Genomic DNA, 21,380 nt, shown 5'->3' on the forward strand with positions numbered 1-21,380 from the left:
ACATTGGCTTTCCCAAACACATATTCTGTAGGTATTACGAGTCTTGGATTTCAAATCATCTGGGCAACTCTTGCTCAAAGAATAGATATAGATGTCAGACGACAGTTTACTGACCAAGAAGATGCACCTCATCGGAGAAATGATTTATTTGGATTTTCTCTAAGCTGGGAATTAGACGGACCAGTACTTCTTGATCTACTAGAAAAAAATAAGATTCCTATTTGGAGCCAAAAACGTTCAGAAAATGATCCAATTGTTTTTGGTGGCGGGCAAGTTCTTACAGCAAACCCGGAACCATTCGCTCCTTTTTTAGACGTAGTTCTGCTGGGTGACGGAGAAAACTTATTGCCAGCCTTTATTAATACAATTCAAGAAAAAAAAGACTTATCTCGTACTGAAAAATTAAAAGCACTAGCTCAGGTACCAGGAATATATGTACCAATTTTTTATCAACCTCAATACAATTGCAGTGGTGAATTAATAGGCATCACACCAACTTCTCCAGATATCCCATCAAAAATTTCAAAACAAACTTGGAAAAAAAATATTTTAAGTCACTCAACTGTTATTACACCTGAAGCAGCATGGCCAAATATACACATGATCGAAGTGGTTCGTAGCTGTCCAGAACTTTGTCGATTCTGTTTAGCAAGTTACTTAAATCTACCATTTCGAAATTCATCGCTAGAAGCAGGTCTTATTCCAGCTGTAGAAAAAGGATTTGCTATCACAAAACGAATAGGGTTGTTAGGTGCATCAATCAGTCAACACCCAGAATTTGAAGACTTATTAAATTGGCTCAACAAAGATCGTTTTGAAGATATGAGACTTAGTTTAAGTTCTGTTCGAGCAACAACAGTTAATTTAAAAATGACTCAGTTACTTTCTCGACGTAATAGTAAGTCAATCACAATTGCCATTGAAAGTGGAAGTGAGAAGCTCAGACAAGTAATTAACAAAAAACTTGCCGAAGAAGAAATTTTTGCTGCAGCAAGATATGCAAAAGAAGGAGGGCTAAAAAGTATGAAACTCTACGGAATGGTTGGATTACCAACAGAAAATGAAGATGATATTCAAGCAAGCGTAGATTTACTACTAAAAATCAAACAAAGAAACTCGGGTCTTCGCCTAACATTTGGAGTAAGTACATTTGTGCCTAAAGCTCATACACCCTTTCAGTGGTTTGGTCTTCGTAAAGAAAGTAAAAAAAGACTAAAAAAACTTGCTAAACAATTAAAGCCTAATGGCATAGATTTTCGACCTGAAAGCTACGGATGGAGCGTAATTCAAACACTTATATCAAGAAGTGATAGACGATTGGCTAATGTAATTGCTTTAGTTCGAGGGTCAAACAATAGCCTAGGGGGATGGAAAAAAGCATATAAAACAATCCAAGACACAAGCTTACCAAATATATCTAATCAACAACTTCCGCATTGGGAACAAGTCATTAACAATGAGTGGAGCATAGATCAAGCTTTACCTTGGATGCATATTGAAGGCCCACTAACATTCGAACAACTCATCAAACATCAAGAACACGCTCTGATTCCTTAGAAGCAATCAAACACCGTAATCCAGATAAAAATATCCATCCTGCCAGATTAATACGACTATCAAACATAGGAATATCTGCACCATGAATAAATATCAGAGTAAAAGTTGAAGCCCACCATGCTCGATCAAACAAATTAATTCCGAAAGTATGCTGCTTAAAAAAGCAACACCTAAAAGAAATAATTAATAATAAAAGAATCATACAAACAAGCAATATTGCTACTGGCAAACCATGAGCAACTGTTAGTTCAAGGGGCAAATTATGCGCATGCCCATGCCAAATTCCCTGTCTAAGTGGATAAAGTACAGAAAACGCTGCAGCACCATATCCAAACCATGGTTTTTGATAAAATAATGCGATAGCATCTTTCCATTGAAATATTCTTGTAGCCTCTATTGGCCTATCAGTAGCAAATTGAAGATCAGTTAAACGACTCCACAATCCTTCAGGAACAATTTTTCTAGCAATAAACTGTATCTCCGTAGGAACAAATGGAAGTACAGATAACAATACTGGAAACAGCGATAGAGCCATTAAAGGGAGAACCCAAAACCAAGTAGCAGTTCCTAAAACAAAAGGCATAGATAAAAACATACTTGCCCAAGCATTTCTAGAATTAGTTAATACCAACGAAATAGCTATGAATAAGAGAACAAGAAAAGCTGCGCTTCTCTTTGTCCAATTCATAGAAGGCTGCACTAAAGTAGCCAAGGCGATTGGCCAAACTAATGCCAACCAAGCCCCTGCAATATTTGCGTAATTGAAAAGACCTGATAAACGACCAGTTGGCTGACCTCCTGGTTCAATAAACCAAATAATTAAACCATTGAGAAACTGCCATGGCCCTTCCAAGCCAAACCAAAGCTGCCCTATCCCTGAAAACACAACAGGAATAGTGCCAACAAGTAACAAAAGAGCACATCGCCTTCTAGCAACAGCTGTTAAGACATAAGGCTGAAAAGCCCAAAAACACCAAAAGAATGGAAGCCAATTAGCCAATCCAACCCAAGCAAGCCAGCCAGAAAACGCTCGCACACTACCAGCCAACATTAAGAAGGAAGCAATCAATAAGGGATAATTCCATTTATCTTTCAAGCAAAGATTGAACCTTTTTCTACTGCCAAGAACAACTGCTATAACAAAAAATATTCCAGAAATAAAAGCACTTGACGCTAAAAATAAAAGTCCAATTTGAAAACATATCCATCCTGATAGATTGGTTTTCAAAGGCTTTGAATTAGCAAGCCAATGCAAAAAGTTCATGCAAGAATAATAGGAAAGCGTTCAGGAAAAATCCATCCTGACAATTAACAAGTAGAGTCAGGCTGATCAGAGTAGATGAACTACAAAGTTAAAGTTGTAAAAGCCAAATACTCAAAAATCCTTCATTATCTCTTTATAACAACTAATACCTCTTTCAACGCCAACAATTCATAGGGATTTAAACATGGCTATACAAGATATTGCGATCATTGGAGGAGGAATAGTAGGTAGTACAACAGCTTTTCATCTCGCAAAGCTAGGGCATAACGTTATGATTATTGATCCTGAACTCAGCAAGCCAATCTCATATAAAGACTCAATCACAGGAAGCAAAGCATCATTAGGCATCCTCATGGGGTATGTATTTAGAAGATCATCAGGGCGCAGTTGGAAGCTTAGAAAACGAAGTATGGAACTATGGCCCTCATTACTGCAAACCTTATCTAAATCTGATTCCCTATTGCAAATAGAAACCCCACTCATTCAAATAGCAAAAAATCATCAAGAGATGGAATGGATAAAAAAAATAATTAATGAAAAGAGTCACTTAGGAGTAGCTCAATTAAAAAGTACGTCAAAAGAATCGCAAGGACGTTCTTGGCCAGAAGTTATATATGGAGGGTTAATCTCAAAACAAGATGGACGTATTGATCCAATAAAGCTACTAAAATCCCTAATGATTAGTTTAGAAAAACTACAAGTAGATAAAATCAATGCAAAAGTTATTTCTCTGCAACGAGTATCAACCAACAAGAAAGTTAAATGGAAATTAAATTTAAATAGTCACTCTATTATCAATACAGATTGTATAATTATTTGTTCAGCTTTAGGAAGCCAATCGCTTCTGAAAACGGCAGGGCATGAGTATCCTATGGAATCAGTCCTAGGACAAGTAATACAACTTAAGCTGCATGATCATGAAGGGAATTGGGAGAATTGGCCTAGTGTTCTAAATATTAATGGTATTAATCTGATTCCCCAAAAAAATAACGAGTTACTTGTAGGTGCAACTTTAGAAAAAGGAGATCAGCCAAATAAGTTAAATTTAGAAAGCTTGAAAAACCTCAATGGAAAGGCACCCAATTGGCTTCTAAGCTCTTCTATTGAGAATCATTGGTATGGAATAAGAGCCAAACCTGTAAACCAAGCCGCTCCTTTACTAGAAAAGATTGAACCAGGGCTAATACTTAATGCAGGCCATTATAGAAATGGAATATTATTGGCTCCCGCATGTGCGGAATGGGTAGCAAAACAAATAGAAAATTGATTATTTAGACTCAGTAAATTCAGCATCAATTACATCATCATTTCCCTCAGTAGAATTATTAGATTCGGATGAGGTTCCATCTGCTGCTTGAGAAGCAGCATTAGACTGTTGATATACAGAAGCACCTAAAGAATACAATTCCTTTTGAAGGTCTTCGACAAGAGTTTTCATTGTTTCGTAGTCATCTTTCTCTGTTGCTTCTTTTAATTGAATTCGCTTTGCTTCGACTTTTGCTTTTGCTTCTTCATCAACTTTATCTCCTAATTCTCCAAGTTGTTTCTCAGTCTGGTATACAAGTGTTTCTGCTTGATTTTTAATATCTATACGATCTCTTTTTTCTTTATCTGCAGTCGCATTAGTTTCGGCATCTTTCACCATCTTCTCAACTTCATTATCAGAAAGAGTAGATGCACCTGTAATAGAAATACTTTGCTCTTTACCACTACCTTTGTCTTTTGCAGTTACACTTAAAATTCCATTTGCATCAATATCAAAAGTTACCTCAATCTGAGGGACTCCACGAGGAGATGGAGGGATCCCATCTAAACGAAAAGTACCTAAGCTCTTGTTATCTGATGCCATCTCACGTTCACCTTGTAAAACGTGAATTTCAACGTTTGTCTGACCATCAACAGCAGTAGAATAAGTCTCTGTTTTTTTAGTAGGTACAGTCGTATTTCGAGTAATCATTTTAGTCATCACACCACCCAACGTTTCAACACCCAAAGACAACGGAGTCACATCCAGCAGCAAAATATCCTTAACTTCTCCGGCTAATACCCCTCCCTGAATAGCAGCACCAACTGCAACAACTTCATCTGGATTAACTGTTTGATTAGGATCTTTCCCTGTAACTCTTTTAACTAGTTCCTTTACTGCTGGCATACGTGTTGATCCTCCAACCATAACAATTTCATCAATCTCTCCGGTAGATAACTTTGCATCTTTCAATGCCTGTTCAACAGGAACACGACAACGATCAATCAAATTAGAAGCTAATTCTTCAAATTTTGCTCTAGTGAGTGTTAAATCTACATGCTTTGGTCCTTCAGGAGTAGCAGTAATAAAAGGTAGATTAATTTCACTTTGAGTAGCATTTGACAATTCAATCTTTGCCTTTTCTGCTGCTTCTGTAAGGCGTTGAAGAGCTTGTTTGTCTTGCCGAAGGTCAATACCTTCATTGGCTTTGAAAGTTGCAGCTAAATGATCAACAATTACTTTGTCGAAATCATCTCCACCTAAATGAGTATCACCAGACGTTGAAAGGACTTCAAATACTCCATCACCAACCTCTAGTACAGAAACATCAAAAGTACCACCACCTAAATCAAAAACTAGTATGCGTTCATTGCTTTTTCTATCTAATCCATAAGCAAGTGCTGCTGCTGTTGGTTCATTAATAATCCTTAAAACTTCTAATCCAGCAATCTTGCCAGCATCCTTAGTAGCTTGACGTTGAGAATCATTGAAATATGCAGGGACAGTAATCACCGCTTGATTAATATTTTCTCCTAAATACTTACCTGCATCTTCTGAAAGTTTTCTTAAAACCTGAGCAGCAACTTCCTCAGGTGAAAATTGCTTATCTAAAACTGGGCACTTTAGTTTTACGCTAGAACCTGACTTCTCTACAGAATAACTAACCTCCTTAGACTCTTCATTTACTTCATCGACTCGCCTTCCTACAAAACGTTTAGCAGAATAAAAAGTATTCTCTGGATTCATCACTGCTTGGCGTTTTGCAATCTGACCAACCAGTTGATCTTGATTTTTGGTATAAGCCACAACAGAAGGTGTTGTTCGAAAACCTTCTGCATTTGCAATTACTGTAGGTTTCCCTCCCTCCATTACAGCAACACAGCTATTAGTTGTACCAAGATCAATCCCTACAACCTTCCCCATTGGAATACTGCTCCTGAATTAAATTCTTTAATCAAGTCATCCTCGGCAGTGAGTGTACATAGAGGCGAGGTGTGGTTCCCGAACAGCAAACTTAGTAGTCTAAAAAAATGGAACAACTTATAAAAGGACCAATTAATGGAGAGACAAGCCTGGTAGGGGTTCTTGGATGCCCCGTAAAGCACTCATTATCACCAATAATTCAAAATGCTGCTCTAAAAGAACTTGGTTTGAACTGGTGCTATTTAGCAATTCCATGTAAACCCCAAAATTTTGAATTAGTCATCAAAGCTTTACGAACAATTAATTGCAAAGGATTAAATATAACGATTCCTCATAAAAATATAGCTCTTGATGTATGTGATGAACTAAGTAGTATTGCCAAACAAATTGGAGCAGTAAATACATTAATTCCAAGCAAAAGAAAAAACTGGTTTGGAACCAATACTGATATTGAAGGTTTTCGTTCTTCTTTATTAGAAAGAAAAATAAATTATGAAGGGAAAAACGCAATAATAATAGGTACTGGAGGCAGTGCAAAAGCTGTATTACATGGTCTGGATACTTTAAAATTTGGAAAAATAACTATTGTTAGCCGCACAAAAAATTCATTAAAGAAATTTTTAATAAATAATAATAATCTTTGCACAGAGATTGATGGATTAATTCAAGAAGATTTAACCTTAGAAGAATATATTAAAGCTGCTAATTTAATTGTAAATGCAACACCCATAGGTATGGAAAATAAAGCAAATAGTAAAAGCTCTTCGGAAATTCCACTAGGTAAAAGTATCTGGGAAAATCTTCAGCCAGGGTCAACTTTATACGACTTAATCTATACACCTAAACCTACAAAATGGTTGCAATTAAGTAGAAAATATTCCTGTCATCAAATTGATGGGCTTGAAATGCTTGTTCAACAAGGTGCATCCTCTCTTAGATTATGGAGTGGTATAGAAGAGATTCCTATTGATATAATGAGAAAAGCTGGGCAAAAAGCATTATTAAATTAATCCTATGATTACAATCTTAGACAAAATTATAAGTGTATTTTTATATATGCTTCCTTGGAGTGATGCACTTAAATACGGAAATAATATTTTCCAAAATTTCCCATTATCAAAGATTTTTATAATACCTACATTGCCAATATTTATTATTGAAAGAAGTCTCCCTATTGGAAGTTTTCTAGTATTTCTATTGCTTTTTATAGGGATAGCAAAAAATCCAAGAGTTTCATATTTCATAAGATTTAATGCTATGCAGGCACTTCTACTAAAACTAATTCTAATAATCTTTAACTATCTAGAAATCTTATTCATTCAATTATCTGGAAGTTTTTTCAGACTTGATATTCTAGAAATAATAATATTTATAAGTAGTCTTGCGATAGTAATTTATGCAAGCACCCAATGTATAAGAGGAATCGAACCAGATATTCCAGGAATTAGTGCTTCAGCAAAAATGCAGATTTGAAGAAAAAACCATATAGGTATAGGATTGAAAGCCCCGTCGCTCTATTTATTGAGCCTTCAGTCCTAGACGGAAAACACTATTATGTCAGATCCAACCTACTACGAAACCATGTATATCCTCCGTCCAGATATCCCGGAGGATGAAGTTGAAGGGCATCTTAAGAAATATAGCGAAGTACTTGAAAAAGCCAAAGCTAAAATTATTGATAATCAAATGCGTGGAAAGCGAAGGCTTGCTTACACAATTGGCAAACATAAAGAAGGGATTTATGTACAACTAAGTCATACAGGGAATGGAAAGCACGTAGAAACTTTAGAAAGATCTATGAGATTAAGTGAAGATGTAATTAGATATCTTACAGTTAAACAATATGGGCCTTTACCTACAAAGCGAAATACAAAATCACAAGACAAAGAAGCTTCAACAACTAATAATGAAAACGATACTAAAGAAGTGAAGGAAGCTAAAGATACTAAAGAAGTGAAGGAAGCTAAAGATACTAAAGAAGTGAAGGAAGCTAAAGATACTAAAGAAGTGAAGGAAGCTAAAGATACTAAAGAAGTGAAGGAAGCTAAAGATACTAAAGAAGTGAAGGAAGCTAAAGATACTAAAGAAGTGAAGGAAGCTAAAGATACTAAAGAAGTGAAGGAAGCTAAAGATACTAAAGAAGTGAAGGAAGCTAAAGATACTAAAGAAGTTAAAGAGGAAGGTTAATCTATATCAATCTTCTCTATTTGTCCCTATTAATTGAAGCCCATAGACGATTAGCAAGGCCCCAAACATAAATAAATCCCTCTGCAGATTTATGATCATATTGATCTTCTGCACTATAGGTAGCAATATCAGGTAAATATAAACTATTAGAATATGATTGTCTTCCTTGGATAGTAGCATTGCCTTTAAATAATTGAATTTTTACTGATCCGTTAACATCAAGTTGTGTACGATCAATAAAAGCATCCAAAGCATTTTTTAAAGGACTAAACCAAAAACCTTGATAAACCAAATCAGCCCATTGCCGCTCAATACCTACTTTTGTTCTTAAAACATCTGCAGACAAAGTAATGCTTTCAATCTCTTGATGACATTTTATTAAAAGCATAAGACCTGGAGCCTCGTAAATTTCTCTACTTTTTATTCCTACAACTCGATTTTCTATCATATCTATTCGACCAAAACCATGCCTTCCAGCCAATGCATTTGCCTTTTTGATAATGCTTACGGGGTCCAAAGTAACTCCATTGATTGCAATTGGATTTCCTGCTTCAAACTGAATTTCTATTTCTTCAGGAGTATCAGGGGACTCTTGAATTGAAGAAGTAATCTGAAACACTTCCTCTCGAGGCGCCAAAAAGGGATCTTCCAATGGACCAGCTTCAATACTTCTCCCTAAAAGATTTAAATCAATCGAATATGGAGATTTTTTACTTACAGGGGCAGGAATGCCAAATTTCTCGCCATAAGAAATTAATTCCTGTCTACTCATGGACCACTCTCTTGCAGGGGTTAATATCTTCAAATGCGGAGCAAGCGATGAAATAGCCAAATCAAAGCGAACTTGATCATTGCCTTTTCCAGTACAACCATGAGCAACAGCACCAGCTTCCATTTCTCTTGCCAACTCAACTAAGCGACTTGCTATCAAAGGCCTTGCCAATGCTGTTGATAATGGATAACGACCTTCATAAAGAGCATTTGCCCGAATAGCAGGAAATGCAAAATCATGTATAAAAGGTTCTATTAAATCATCAACTAAAGATTCCTTTGCTCCTGCTAATAAAGCTTTTTTACGAACAACTTCTAATTCTTCGCCCTGACCCAAGTCCGCTGCAAAAGCAATAATCTCTTCGACTCCATATTCATTTTTTAAATAAGGAATACAAGCACTAGTGTCTACTCCGCCAGAATAAGCAAGAACAACTTTCTGAAAATCTCCCATTAACGAAAACTCCTTAAATTAAATTTCAGGTTGACGAAGAAAAGAGGTCAAATAAAAAAACAAAATACTAGAGGGTCCAACAAGCAACCCCAAAACTATAAGCGGTCTAATGACCAAAGGTTCAGGGTGATGAATACCCCAAATATGAAAAAACCAACTCAAAGCTAAAGCAACTGCCCAAGTCAATGCAAATAAAAAAAACTTATTTCCCAAAACAAAAAATTAGACTCATAATGCATTATGTTATTAGATCGTCGAAAGTAGAATTTGATGAGCACTCTCGATACAATCAATCCGGCTCTAACTCGCTATGGGAGACAGGAGCAAGCCCCCGTCCTACCACTACGCGAGGAACCTGATCTTCTTAGTTGGCTAGAAACAAGTGGAAGAATCATTTCAGATGAATCATCTGCACTTCAAGAAGTTAGCACTGTAGAAGAAGAAGAGTTATCCGCTCTTATGGGAGAAAAAGAAGATTACAAAACTGAAGAAGAACCAACAGAAGACGAATGGGAAGACTAAAAGTTGTTTAGAACTATTTAATCAAATTTGCACAATAGATTTAAAGAAATTGAATTGGAAAAAATATATTAATAGATTTAAAAGTAGAGATTTGTCAGAAAATGGCTTACCTACGAGTATTTTATTGATTATTGGAATTATTGTAGTAAGTATAATTGTTGATTTATTTATACAAAAAAGCTTACTATTAGTTCCCTTAATTTCCTCAATAATTATTTCTGCAATAATAACAAAGTGGGGAATAATAAAACTAAAAAAAATTAACTGTAGACAAGTTGTTCGAAAAGAAGGTCCTAGTGGACATTTTCAAAAATCAGGAACTCCTAGCATGGGTGGAATTTTTATTGTCCCAATTAGTTTAATTCTGACAAACTTATTTGCATTAAGTAATAATACTTTTAGCAAGCAATTAGTTGCTCTATCATTTTTGAGCCTAGCCTATATGTTGATAGGTTTGATTGATGATTGGCAAAGTATTACATTAAAAAGAAACAAAGGTCTTAGCGTAAAAAGTAAAGTTATTCTGCAAACTATTGTTGGAATAATATTTTTGGTTCTCATTTATAGTCAAGATTTAAATAATACAGATATATTAATTTTTGGTAATAATACTATTAATCTAGGCTTGCTTTTTTGGCCTATAGCATTATTCATTTTATTGGCAGAAAGTAATGCAACTAATTTAACTGATGGACTTGATGGTTTAGCTAGTGGTTGTGGAGCAATTGTTTTCACCGGATTAGCAATTGAATTAATCATAAGAGGTAATAATGAAAACTATGCTATTGCTAGTTTCTGTATCACTATGGCAGGAGCCTGGTTAGGTTTCCTTATATTCAATCGAAAGCCAGCAAAAGTTTTCATGGGTGATACAGGTTCACTAGCTATGGGAGCATCATTGGCAGGAGTGGCTTTACTAACGAATACACTTTGGTCTTTACTAATAATGGGCGTTATTTTTCTTGCAGAATCAGTATCTGTAATTATTCAAGTTGGAGTATTCAAAACAACGAAAAAAATAATAGGAAAAGGCTATAGAGTTTTTAATATGGCTCCTCTTCATCATCATTTTGAACTAGAAGGAACCAAGGAAACTATTATCGTCCAAAATTTTTGGCTTATAACTATTTGCTTTGTATGTATGGCAATAATGCTACGTTGAAAATATATAAGCAAGGTTTACAATGGGTTATTTCACTTGGAAGGAAGCAGGCCTTACACAAGACTGCGAATCTTTAGAATCAATGGCCTATCGCTTCGAAGAATCTGCGAAGCTGATGCGAAGAATGGCAAAAGAAGGTTTTTTTCTTAAAAAAATAAATAATCAACAACTAATTACACATAAAGATTCTAATATTTTTCAAAAATGGGGATTTATAAATGAAGAACCTCCATTTCGTCAACTTGCCCTAATACCAGATAAGGGAATAACTTGTGCCAATGATTGAGTCGAAGATAAATTAAATTGATTTTTCATAAGAGACAGATATTTTGAAACATGTGAATTCCAACTATAATATTTTTTTATTCCATCAATTCCCCTGCTACTCCATTGTTGCCACAATTTCTTATTAGAGCCAGCCAATTCAAGAGTGTTTTGCAATACATCTAAATCAGTAGCGTCAAAAAGCAATCCATTTCTACAACTAGACAAAATATCTTTAGGACCACCATCGTCGGTTGCAGCCATAGGCAATCCACAAGCTGCTGCTTCAAGTAAAGTTAATCCAAAAGGTTCAGTTAATGCAGGGTTAACAAATAAACCTTCTAATTTAGATGCCCATCTATAAATAGGAGCAATCTGATCTCGTCGGTGAAACTTAGGGTACGCAACTTGCCCATATAATTGATATTTATCAACTAATTCAAAAATCTGTTGGAAAACATCCTTTTGTTGTTTATCAAGCAATTTCATATCAGTACGTGTTCCTAAAATAAGTACAAGATTATGCTTCTGACGTAAGAGAGGAGAGCGACCAAAAGCTTCAATTAAGGCTGGAATATTTTTTCTTCTTACAGCTCTGGAGATAGCTAATAATGGTGGCAAATTTGGTTTTCGTAGAAAGGGGGCGAATAAATCCTGAACTTCCTCAAACTCATTAGGCTTAGAGATTGTGTTGAATCTACGAAGATCCACACCAGGAGGAATAGTCTTAGCTTGTTTAGAAACAAAATTCTTATATCTCGAATATTGTTCATTGGCTTCTTGAAAGGTACTAGTGACTACCAAATTGGCATTTGCTAAAGCCAATTCTTCTGCACCAATTCTTCTGCTAATAGAATAAGTATTTTCGATTTGCAAATGATCCATTCCTGATTCTAATAAGCGACGCTTTTTTTCTCTTCCTAATGAATGTCCAGTAAATACAAATGGAATACCTAAACGACTGCTGACTAAAGCCCCTACATAACCTGCATCTGCATAATGAGCATGTATCCAATCAGGTAATGTTTTAGCTTGTTTCAATTGATCAATTAACTGATCAACCAATTGATCAAGATAAGGCCACAATAATTCTTTACGGAGATATCTTTTAGGGCCAAACGGAATTCGAATTATGTTTGCACTAGGGGCAATTCGTTCACGAGGCCGAGAATAATCTGAAGCTAGCCTTCGATCTTGTATTAATCGAGTTACTAAATCAACTTGATCGACTTCTAATGAAGCAGCCAACTCTTTAACAAGTTCTAAAACATATAAAGTTTGCCCACCTGTATCTGAATCTCTACCCAATTCAAGATCATGTGACCTAATTAAGCCATGTAAATGAAGATGAAGGAGTTTTAAACCCATACTCCCTCCAATTGAATTAGTAAATAGATAATTTATTTTGTGCCATTTAAATCTAAAGAAAGCATAAGGATTCTAAAGAGACTTTTTCAAAATGATCAAATCATTTGTCAGCAAAGGTATTTGATGAATTAAAAAAATCATTAATATCGATAATATAGCGAAATGCAAAGAAAAACGAGAAAATATTTTTTTAGCTAGATGGATTTTTTAATTTATGTTTTTCTAAAACATTTTTCAAATACACTCCTGTATAACTATCAGAATTAGCTGCCACATCTTCAGGGGTACCAGAAATAAGTAACTCTCCTCCACGATCTCCTCCTTCAGGTCCTAAGTCAATTATCCAGTCAGAGCAACGAATTACGTCCAAATTATGTTCTATGACTATAATAGAATTACCTTTATCAACTAATCTCTGTAATACATCCATTAATTTGTGAACATCAAAAAAGCTTAATCCTGTAGTCGGCTCATCAATCAAATAAAGAGTTTTACCAGTTGCTCTTCGAGATAGTTCAGTAGCCAGTTTGACCCTCTGAGCTTCACCTCCAGAAAGAGTAGGTGCAGGCTGGCCCAATTTTATATATCCAAGACCTACGTCCACTAATGTTCTAAGCCTATCTGCAGCTTGAGGAATAGCAGAAAAAACATCTACTGATTGCTCTACAGTCATTTCTAAAACATCAGCAATAGTAAAACCTTTATATTTAACTTGAAGAGTTTCACGATTAAATCTAGCTCCTTTGCATACATCGCATTGCACATATACATCAGGTAAAAAATTCATTTCAATCACATTTACTCCTTGACCTCGACAAGCCTCACAGCGCCCACCTTTAACATTAAAACTAAATTGTCCAACTTGATAACCTCTTGCTTTTGCTTCAATAGAGGCTGCAAATATTTGCCTAATAGGGTCAAATGCTCCCGTATAGGTAGCAGGATTAGAACGAGGTGTTCTACCTATAGGTGATTGATCAATAACTATAACTTTATCAATAGATTTTATACCACGTAGTTCTTCTAATCCTTGAGGGAAGGGAACCTTTAAACCTAATTGATGATTTATAGCAGGATGTAATAATTCATTAATTAATGTACTTTTACCACTTCCACTAACTCCTGTAACAGCAACAAGTCGACCCAATGGAAAGTCAACAGAAATATTTTTAAGATTATTTCTATCACAACCAATCAGGCGAAGATTTCGATTAACTCCTTTACGCCGTTCTTTTGGAGTAGGAATAGAACTTCTACCACTTAAATATTCTCCTGTAAGCGAATCTTTACTAGCTAATAAATTTTCTAATGTACCTTCAGCAATGACTTTACCGCCATGAATACCAGCACCTGGTCCAATATCAACCAAATAATCAGCGGCTCTAATTGTATCTTCGTCATGTTCAACAACAATTAAAGTATTACCAAGATCTCTAAGCCTTCCTAATGTTGATAATAATCTATCATTATCTCGCTGATGCAAACCAATACTTGGTTCATCTAAAACATATAATACTCCTGTTAAACCAGCGCCAATTTGTGTAGCTAAACGTATACGCTGTGCCTCTCCTCCAGACAAAGTCATGGCTGGTCTATCTAAACTTAAATAATCAAGTCCAACATCAAGAAGAAACTTTAATCGCAAGCGAATCTCTTTTAAAACTAGTTCACCAATTTGCATTTGCCGCGAAGAAAGTAAAGGTTTAGAATTATTTTTTGATTTACCAATGCCCATTAATTTTTCAATACATTCTAATGTTTCTGCAACACTAATTTCAGTTAATTGATTAATTGAATAAGGGCCTACCCTTACTGCTAATGCTTCAGGTCTTAATCTTTTACCAGAACAAGTTGGACAAGGGACTAATTCTAAAAATTTTTCTAATTTTTGACGAACAGATTCACCATTAGCATCACGTAACTGCCTTTCTAAAATAGGCAATATACCTTGAAATGATCTTTTATACCCATCTTGTTTATTATATCTACTATCAGATTGAATAAGTATTGGTTGTTCACTGCCATTCAATAAAATATTTTGTTGTTCTAGTGTTAAATCTTTCCAAGGGGTTTTAATTTCAAAACCATATGCTTCACCAACTGAAAATAATAAAGAAAAATGATAAGCATTTTCTTTTTCACTCCATGGTGCAACTGCTGCATAAACAGGCAACGAAGGATCAGGGATAACTGTATTACAAGTAAATTTTTTCAAATGGCCTAAACCATGGCAATCAGGACAGGCACCATATGGACTGTTAAAAGAAAATAATCTGGGAGACAATTCTTCGATCACAGCTCCATGTACTGGACAAGCAAAATTCTCAGAAAATAATCTTTCTCTCTCAATTCCCTCTGGCAAGTCTTCATTTTTCTTCGGAACAACTTCAACTATGGCTAAACCATCTCCACGCTTTAAAGCAGTTTGTAGAGAGTCTGTTAATCGTTCCTGAATCCCTTCTCTAGCAATTAATCGATCAACTACAACATCTATGGAGTGAGATTGATTTTTATCAAGTTCAATATTGTCAGATAACTCTCGAACCTCTTTATTAATTCTTACTCTTGCAAAGCCTTCTGAAGCTAAACCAGAAAGCAACTTTGCATGTGTTCCTTTCTTTCCTCTAACCACAGATGCAAGTAATTGATAACGGGTCCCATCAGGCAAAGTCAAAATCTGATCAACCATTTCATCAATCGTCTGAGGTCTTATTGGCCGATCACATTCAGGACAATGAGGATCTCCTGCACGGCCAAACAGCAAACGTAAATAATCTTTGATTTCAGTAACTGTGCCTACTGTTGAACGAGGATTATGGCTGGTAGATTTTTGATCTATAGAAATTGCAGGAGAAAGGCCCTCAATAGCATCTACATCAGGCTTATCAACTTGCCCTAAAAATTGTCGCGCATATGCTGAAAGGCTTTCTACATATCTACGCTGACCTTCAGCAAAAATCGTATCAAATGCTAAAGAGCTTTTACCGCTTCCACTTACGCCAGTAAAAACAATAAATTTATTGCGAGGAATAGTTATATCAACATTTTTTAAATTATGTTGGCGTGCACCACGAATGCAGATTACATCCTCAAAAGAGTCAGACATTATAGATTTTTGGTTTGCTTTAGCCACGGAGGGCCTCATAGTAATCCCATGAATCAATCATATGATCTTATAAAGATTGTCACTTATTATGCTGCTTTGTTAGCTAACAAGCTTGCAGCATATTCATTTGCTTGCGCAAAATTACCTCCAGCTAATTTAGCTAACTCCTCTTGTCGGTCTTTAAAATCCTTTAACAAAAGGATTTTAGAATTAGTCATGCCATCATTAATTATTTTTAAAACAGAAAAATGATTATCTGCTAATGCAGCGACTAAAGGCTGGTGTGTAATGCAAAATACTTGCTTTTTAAAAGACAGATTCTTCAATAATTTTGAAATAGCTGCACTAATACGACCACTTACACCAGCATCTATTTCATCAAAAATTAATGTAGACGAGCCACTTACATCAGCAAAAACCGTTGTTAAGGCAAGCAAAAATCTAGATCTTTCCCCCCCTGACGCAATATCAGCCAAGGGTGCCAAAGCTACGCCAGGATTAGCAGAAAACAAAAATTCAATTGCATCAGAGCCAATTTGAGAAAAAGGAGAAGGAGAAAAATCGACTTTAAATTGAATATGTTCAAGACCTAAAGGCTTTAAATAATTAACAAGATTTTCTTCTAATTGGCCAGCATATTTTTTTCGTATTTTACTTAAAAGCAAACAATTCGTCTCTAAATCTAATTTACATAATTTCTCTTTCTCTTCTAAATCATTAAATTCATCATCAATACTAGACTTCTCTAAAAGTTGTAAAGATTGATCACGTTTTAAGATAAGATTGGAGTAATCTAGATTATAACGAACTTTTAATTTATTAATATCGGCTAATCTATTTTGAATTAAATCTAATTTCGCAGGATCCGTATCTAACAAACCTCTATAATCTTCTAAACCCACTAAGAAATCATCTAATTTATTGTACAAATCTAATAAAATATCTAAATGAATAGACTGAGAGGGGTCTAATTTAGCAATGGTCTTGAGCTCTTGAATACAAATTGAAAAATGATCATGAACTGTAGGAAACTCATCAGTACTATCTTTTAATCTGTTAAATAATATTAATAAAGCATCCTGCAATTTAACACCATGAACCAAACGATCTTGTTCTTCTTTTAATTCTACTTCCTCCAAAGGGTTCTCAATCTTTATGGTTTCTAGATCTAATAGAAATGCCTTAACTTTTAACAATTCATCTTCAATATTGAGCATTTTGATTTTGATTTCTTCCAATTCTTTTTTAGAGGTCAACCACTGATTCCAAGAAGTTTTAACCAAAGTAGTTGCTTTATCTATTTCATCAGATCCAAATCTATCTAAAAGCTGTAATTGATATGTAGAAGAATTCAACTGATGAGATTGTCCTTGCTCTGCTAAATCAATCAATCGAGGTCTTAAAGTGAGAATTTGCTTTTTATTAATTATTTCTCCATTAAGCCTGATTCTACTTGTCAGTCGTCCATCAGTTATTTTCCAATCTCTAGAAACAAAAAATTCTTGCTCATTAATCTCAAAAGAATTTTCTTCAAGCCAATTTTTTACATTGGAATCTATAGAAAAGCATCCCTCAATTAAACAATTACTAGTACCTGAACGCATTAATCGAGATCCAGAGCCAATTGAACCTCCTCCAAGCAAAGAATCTATTGCAGAAAGAAAGACAGATTTACCAGCCCCTGTTTCTCCTGTGAAGACTGAGAAACCCTGTTCAAAAGAAAGATTGATACTTTCTATAAGCGCAATGTTATGGAGTCGAAGACCTAGAAGCACAGTATTCAAGTAATCTATTAAAAGCTAGCTAATACCCCAATGATTTAGAAGGGGTATTGAAGCCACCATCGCAAAATGAAAGAAGAACTTGGTGATTTCATTGAAGCTGCTGGATTGCAGTCATATGACCCTAATGAAATCAGTAATATCTACAAAAAGAACCCCAGTCGACTTATAAAAAGATTATGGGAAACGTTAATTCCAATTTGTTTATTTCTCATAGGTGTTGGATGGGACAAATTAATAGGACTACTGAACAATGAAACTAGAGCGAGAGAAAGAGCTAAAGAGTTTACAAACCTCCTTGTGGAACTGGGTCCCGCTTTCATAAAAGCAGGACAAGCATTATCAACACGCCCTGATGTAGTCCCAAGAATAGTCTTAGAAGAATTAGCACAATTACAAGATCAACTGCCAGGTTTTGCAAGCGAATTAGCAATAGCATGTATTAAAGAAGACCTTGGAAAAACATATGAAGAAGTTTTTAAATCATTTGAACTAGATCCAATATCAGCAGCTTCACTAGGACAAGTTCATCAAGCAATCTTGCACAGTGGCGAGAAAGTAGCAGTAAAAATACAAAGGCCAGGGCTTAGGGAACAAATCACTCTCGATTTATATATTGTTAGAAATATCGCTATATGGCTAAAAAAATATGTTGGATTTATTAGAAGTGATCTAGTTGCATTAATTGATGAACTAGGAAAAAGAGTTTTTGAAGAAATGGATTATATCAATGAAGCAAATAATGCTGAAAAATTTGAAACACTACATCAAAAGAATAAAAAAATAACAGTACCTAAAATGTATAAAAATCTAACTAGCAAAAGAGTATTAACAATGGAATGGATTGATGGTATCAAATTAACAAATATAGATGGGGTCAAAAAGCTTGGAATTAATCCTAATGAGCTAATTGAAATAGGTGTAAATTGTAGTCTTCAACAACTACTTGAGCATGGATACTTTCATGCTGATCCACACCCAGGAAATATACTTGCTTTAAACGATGGTAGACTTTGTTACTTAGACTTCGGGATGATGAGTGAAGTCACTGATAAATCTAGAACAGGATTGATACAAGCTGTTGTTCATTTGGTAAATAGGAATTTTGATAAATTATCAAAAGATTTTGTTGAATTAGGTTTTCTTAATGAAGATGTAAACCTAGAACCAATTGTTCCAGCTTTTGAAAAGGTTTTTGATGGAGCCTTAACTATGGGAGTGAGTAAAATGGATTTTAAAACAGTGACTGATGACATGTCAGGCTTAATGTATAAATTTCCTTTTCAATTACCACCATATTACGCTCTAATTATTAGATCTTTAATAACACTTGAAGGAATAGCATTAAGTGTAGATCCAGATTTCAAGATTCTAGGCGCAGCATATCCTTATTTTGCAAGAAGATTAATGGAAGATCCAGACCCTAAACTAAGAAAAAGTTTAAAAGAAATGCTTTTTGATGGCGGGATTTTTAAATGGAATAGATTAGAAAATCTTGTATCAAATGCATCTAAACAAAAAGAAATAAATATAGAAAACCTATTAGACCAGGTTATAGATTTTCTATTTTCAGAAAATGGTGGAATATTAAGAGAAGAAATAATCGAAACTATTGCTGAAAGATTCGACTTATTGAATTTGTATGCTATAAAAAATATAAATAAAAGACTACCTAATACCCTTAAATTAAATAATCTAAATCTAGATGCTGGAATGATAAACGAAATAGAGCCACTTCAAAAATTAATTGGAATATTAAGTAACATCCCAGAATTAAATACAAATCTCATTTTCAAAAAACTAAATAGAATAATAAAAGAGCCACTAACAAGAGTTATGAGTATAAAAATAGCTAAAAAAGTAACTAAGAAAAGTGTTGTAAGGATTATTAAGCTAGCAGCTGGAGTGAAGCAATAATGAACATAAACAAAGCAAAAGGTTATCTAATTAGCATGATGTTAATTGTTACCAATTTAATCTTTTACCCTGCATATTCTGCAGAGAAAATAACTTTTTATATCAGCATACTAAGTCGAAGTATTACTGTAGAAGAATTAGAGAACTTTAGTAAAAGAGGTGTTAAATCACAATTTTTAAAAAGAGTTCTTAAAAATCAAAATGAAAGAGAGATTAGAGAGATATTAAGAAAAGAGTATAAGGCACCAATAAAGCTTACTAGTAGATTGTTATATAGCAAAATTGGTGGTGTAATTCTAAAAAGAGTATCTAAAATTATATATCCTTATAGAATACCTGAAGAATCAATTAGTATAGTTGCTTTAAAAGCAGCAACTATAGAAGCAATTGCAAAAGGTGATGAAACAATAAATATAATTAGTTTTATCAAGGCATATCCAAGCAAAGTTATTGCAATAGATGTAAGTGAGTTATTAAAAGTTATTAACAAAGTAGAATCTACAAATGAACTTGTAAGATTTTTCTCTAATGCACCATTAGATAAACTCAAAAAAGATTCTAATTAAATTATGGCAAGGTCATTTTTCAAAAAATTTATTACAAAACAGAATCATCAAGCTGTTCACAAGCATTGGCCTGGGATTATAGAAGCATATAAGCATTGGCTTCCTGTTACTAAAAAAACACCTATTATTACCCTACAAGAAGGTGCAACTCCACTAATTGAACTTCAATATATAAATAAAATAATCGGAAAAGATGTCAAGGTATATGCAAAATATGATGGATTAAACCCAACAGGATCTTTTAAAGATAGAGGTATGACAATGGCAATAAGTAAAGCTAAAGAAAATGGTACTAAAGTTGTAATTTGTGCAAGCACTGGAAATACATCTGCATCTGCAGCTGCATATGCAAAAAAAGGGGGAATGAGAAGTTTTGTTTTAATCCCAGAAGGTTATGTAGCACAAGGAAAATTAGCACAAGCTTTAGTATATGGAGCAGAGGTATTAGCAATAAAAGGCAACTTTGATGAAGCATTAAAAATTGTGCAAAATATATCAAATAAATTTCCAGTAACACTGGTCAATTCTGTAAATCCATATCGTCTTCAAGGACAAAAAACAGCCGCATTTGAAATAATTGAATCCTTAGGAGAAGCACCAGATTGGTTATGTATACCAATGGGCAATGCTGGAAATATTACTGCCTATTGGATGGGTTTTAATGAATATTATATTGCAGGCATATCTAAAAAACTTCCTAAAATGATGGGTTTCCAAGCTAAAGGTTCAGCACCATTAGTACTAGGAAAAACTATAGACAATCCAGATACAATTGCTACAGCAATTAGAATAGGAAATCCAGTGAATAAGGAAAATGCTTATAAAGTCAAAAAAGAATCAAAAGGAAAATTTACAGATGTTACTGATGAAGAAATTATAAATGCCTATAAAATATTGGGTAAAGAAGAAGGTATTTTTTGTGAACCTGCTAGCGCATCATCAGTTGCAGGTTTATTAAAAGTCAAAGAGAGCATACCTAGTAATTCTAAAATAGTTTGTGTTTTAACTGGAAATGGTCTAAAAGATCCTGATTGTGCGATTAAAAATAATGATGCTGTGTTTAAAGAGGGAATAAGTCCAGACATTAAAACAGTTGCAGAAAATATGGGGTTTTAAAAACAAAAAAAGTAGACAATCAGATTTGTGCCTGGGGAAGAGCAAAAACACAACAGTGATATTCTGTGGAAAAACAAGAAATCCTTCTTGTTTTTTCAACAAAAATATTTTAATAGTGGATTTCAGTTTTTAATCCACAATTGAAGAAAATCAAATCCACAAATTTAAAAAAAGAA

16 protein-coding genes and 1 pseudogene are annotated in these 21,380 nt (G+C 34.4%); 11 read left to right on the forward strand and 6 right to left on the reverse strand.

Features of this window, described 5'->3' with window-relative positions:
• Positions 1-3: 3 nt before the first annotated feature.
• The gene (locus PRO_RS09205) at positions 4-1,557 is read left to right on the forward strand and encodes a B12-binding domain-containing radical SAM protein (protein WP_011126017.1); all 1,554 of its coding nucleotides are present in this window, start codon (positions 4-6) and stop codon (positions 1,555-1,557) included.
• Here PRO_RS09205 and PRO_RS09210 read toward each other — a convergent pair.
• Positions 1,526-2,821: an O-antigen ligase family protein gene (locus tag PRO_RS09210; RefSeq protein WP_011126018.1), complete on the reverse strand. Its 1,296-nt coding sequence runs from the start codon at positions 2,819-2,821 to the stop codon at positions 1,526-1,528. The two genes, PRO_RS09205 and PRO_RS09210, sit on opposite strands and share 32 nt — an antisense overlap.
• 184 nt (positions 2,822-3,005) lie before the next feature.
• Here PRO_RS09210 and PRO_RS09215 point away from each other — a divergent pair, with 184 nt between their 5' ends.
• Complete coding sequence (locus PRO_RS09215) at positions 3,006-4,088, forward strand: FAD-dependent oxidoreductase (RefSeq protein ID WP_011126019.1); 1,083 nt, start codon at positions 3,006-3,008, stop codon at positions 4,086-4,088.
• Here PRO_RS09215 and dnaK read toward each other — a convergent pair whose 3' ends face one another.
• Positions 4,089-5,990 (reverse strand): molecular chaperone DnaK, encoded by a 1,902-nt coding sequence (dnaK, locus tag PRO_RS09220; protein ID WP_011126020.1) that lies wholly within the window; start codon positions 5,988-5,990, stop codon positions 4,089-4,091. It lies immediately after the preceding gene.
• A 107-nt stretch (positions 5,991-6,097) separates the two neighbouring features.
• Here dnaK and PRO_RS09225 point away from each other — a divergent pair, with 107 nt between their 5' ends.
• From PRO_RS09225 to rpsF, 3 genes and pseudogenes are all read left to right on the forward strand, one after another.
• The gene (locus tag PRO_RS09225) at positions 6,098-7,000 is read left to right on the forward strand and encodes a shikimate dehydrogenase (RefSeq protein WP_011126021.1); all 903 of its coding nucleotides are present in this window, start codon (positions 6,098-6,100) and stop codon (positions 6,998-7,000) included.
• Between the two features lie 4 nt (positions 7,001-7,004).
• A complete protein-coding gene (locus tag PRO_RS09230; RefSeq protein ID WP_011126022.1) occupies positions 7,005-7,463 on the forward strand; it encodes a Tic20 family protein in 459 nt (152 codons plus the stop codon).
• An 81-nt stretch (positions 7,464-7,544) separates the two neighbouring features.
• Positions 7,545-7,997: pseudogene (rpsF, locus tag PRO_RS09550) on the forward strand (30S ribosomal protein S6); the annotation flags it as partial.
• 196 nt (positions 7,998-8,193) lie between these two features.
• On the opposite strand, the gene PRO_RS09240 reads toward rpsF, so the two are convergent.
• Positions 8,194-9,402: an argininosuccinate synthase gene (locus tag PRO_RS09240; RefSeq protein ID WP_011126024.1), complete on the reverse strand. Its 1,209-nt coding sequence runs from the start codon at positions 9,400-9,402 to the stop codon at positions 8,194-8,196.
• A 270-nt stretch (positions 9,403-9,672) separates the two neighbouring features.
• On the opposite strand from PRO_RS09240, the gene PRO_RS09245 reads away from it, so the two are divergent.
• The 3 genes from PRO_RS09245 to PRO_RS09255 are packed head-to-tail and all read left to right on the forward strand — an operon-like array spanning position 9,673 to position 11,372.
• Positions 9,673-9,924 (forward strand): DUF3134 domain-containing protein, encoded by a 252-nt coding sequence (locus PRO_RS09245; protein ID WP_011126026.1) that lies wholly within the window; start codon positions 9,673-9,675, stop codon positions 9,922-9,924.
• Positions 9,925-9,973: 49 nt separating this feature from the next.
• Positions 9,974-11,086 carry a phospho-N-acetylmuramoyl-pentapeptide-transferase gene (mraY, locus tag PRO_RS09250; protein ID WP_011126027.1) on the forward strand — a complete coding sequence of 371 codons (1,113 nt, stop codon included), beginning with the start codon at positions 9,974-9,976 and terminating at the stop codon, positions 11,084-11,086.
• Positions 11,087-11,108: 22 nt separating this feature from the next.
• Entirely contained in the window at positions 11,109-11,372 is a 264-nt protein-coding gene (locus PRO_RS09255) for a hypothetical protein (protein ID WP_011126028.1), read from the forward strand.
• On the opposite strand, the gene PRO_RS09260 is transcribed toward PRO_RS09255, so the two are convergent.
• From PRO_RS09260 to PRO_RS09270, 3 genes are all read right to left on the reverse strand, one after another.
• Positions 11,324-12,718, reverse strand: a complete 1,395-nt coding sequence (locus PRO_RS09260) for a glycosyltransferase (protein WP_011126029.1) — start codon at positions 12,716-12,718, stop codon at positions 11,324-11,326. The genes PRO_RS09255 and PRO_RS09260 overlap by 49 nt on opposite strands.
• Positions 12,719-12,908: 190 nt before the next feature.
• Positions 12,909-15,824 carry an excinuclease ABC subunit UvrA gene (gene uvrA, locus PRO_RS09265; RefSeq protein WP_225866392.1) on the reverse strand — a complete coding sequence of 972 codons (2,916 nt, stop codon included), beginning with the start codon at positions 15,822-15,824 and terminating at the stop codon, positions 12,909-12,911.
• Between the two features lie 86 nt (positions 15,825-15,910).
• Positions 15,911-17,599, reverse strand: coding sequence for a DNA repair protein RecN (locus PRO_RS09270; protein WP_011126031.1), 1,689 nt, complete (start codon positions 17,597-17,599; stop codon positions 15,911-15,913).
• 75 nt (positions 17,600-17,674) lie between these two features.
• On the opposite strand from PRO_RS09270, the gene PRO_RS09275 reads away from it, so the two are divergent.
• Genes PRO_RS09275 through thrC form a run of 3 tightly spaced genes read left to right on the forward strand, consistent with a single transcriptional unit; the run spans position 17,675 to position 21,204 of the window.
• On the forward strand, positions 17,675-19,522 hold the full coding sequence (locus PRO_RS09275) for an ABC1 kinase family protein (protein WP_011126032.1): 1,848 nt from the start codon (positions 17,675-17,677) through the stop codon (positions 19,520-19,522).
• Complete coding sequence (locus PRO_RS09280; RefSeq protein WP_011126033.1) at positions 19,522-20,088, forward strand: alpha/beta hydrolase; 567 nt, start codon at positions 19,522-19,524, stop codon at positions 20,086-20,088. Before PRO_RS09275 ends, PRO_RS09280 begins: the two co-directional genes overlap by 1 nt.
• Before the next feature lie 3 nt (positions 20,089-20,091).
• Entirely contained in the window at positions 20,092-21,204 is a 1,113-nt protein-coding gene (thrC, locus tag PRO_RS09285; RefSeq protein WP_011126034.1) for a threonine synthase, read from the forward strand.
• Positions 21,205-21,380: the final 176 nt, after the last annotated feature.

The organism is Prochlorococcus marinus subsp. marinus str. CCMP1375, assembly GCF_000007925.1.
In the GTDB taxonomy this organism is placed as follows: Bacteria; Cyanobacteriota; Cyanobacteriia; order PCC-6307; family Cyanobiaceae; genus Prochlorococcus_E; species Prochlorococcus_E marinus.

Bases quoted from the DNA above. Each gene is read 5' to 3' on its own strand.
- PRO_RS09210 (WP_011126018.1), bottom strand. From the start codon at position 2,821: ATGAACTTTTTGCATTGGCTTGCTAATTCAAAGCCTTTGAAAACCAAT.
- PRO_RS09215 (WP_011126019.1), top strand. From the start codon at position 3,006: ATGGCTATACAAGATATTGCGATCATTGGAGGAGGAATAGTAGGTAGT.
- dnaK (WP_011126020.1), bottom strand. From the start codon at position 5,990: ATGGGGAAGGTTGTAGGGATTGATCTTGGTACAACTAATAGCTGTGTT.
- PRO_RS09225 (WP_011126021.1), top strand. From the start codon at position 6,098: ATGGAACAACTTATAAAAGGACCAATTAATGGAGAGACAAGCCTGGTA.
- PRO_RS09230 (WP_011126022.1), top strand. From the start codon at position 7,005: ATGATTACAATCTTAGACAAAATTATAAGTGTATTTTTATATATGCTT.
- PRO_RS09240 (WP_011126024.1), bottom strand. From the start codon at position 9,402: ATGGGAGATTTTCAGAAAGTTGTTCTTGCTTATTCTGGCGGAGTAGAC.
- PRO_RS09245 (WP_011126026.1), top strand. From the start codon at position 9,673: ATGAGCACTCTCGATACAATCAATCCGGCTCTAACTCGCTATGGGAGA.
- PRO_RS09255 (WP_011126028.1), top strand. From the start codon at position 11,109: ATGGGTTATTTCACTTGGAAGGAAGCAGGCCTTACACAAGACTGCGAA.
- PRO_RS09260 (WP_011126029.1), bottom strand. From the start codon at position 12,718: ATGGGTTTAAAACTCCTTCATCTTCATTTACATGGCTTAATTAGGTCA.
- uvrA (WP_225866392.1), bottom strand. From the start codon at position 15,824: ATGTCTGACTCTTTTGAGGATGTAATCTGCATTCGTGGTGCACGCCAA.
- PRO_RS09275 (WP_011126032.1), top strand. From the start codon at position 17,675: ATGAAAGAAGAACTTGGTGATTTCATTGAAGCTGCTGGATTGCAGTCA.
- PRO_RS09280 (WP_011126033.1), top strand. From the start codon at position 19,522: ATGAACATAAACAAAGCAAAAGGTTATCTAATTAGCATGATGTTAATT.
- thrC (WP_011126034.1), top strand. From the start codon at position 20,092: ATGGCAAGGTCATTTTTCAAAAAATTTATTACAAAACAGAATCATCAA.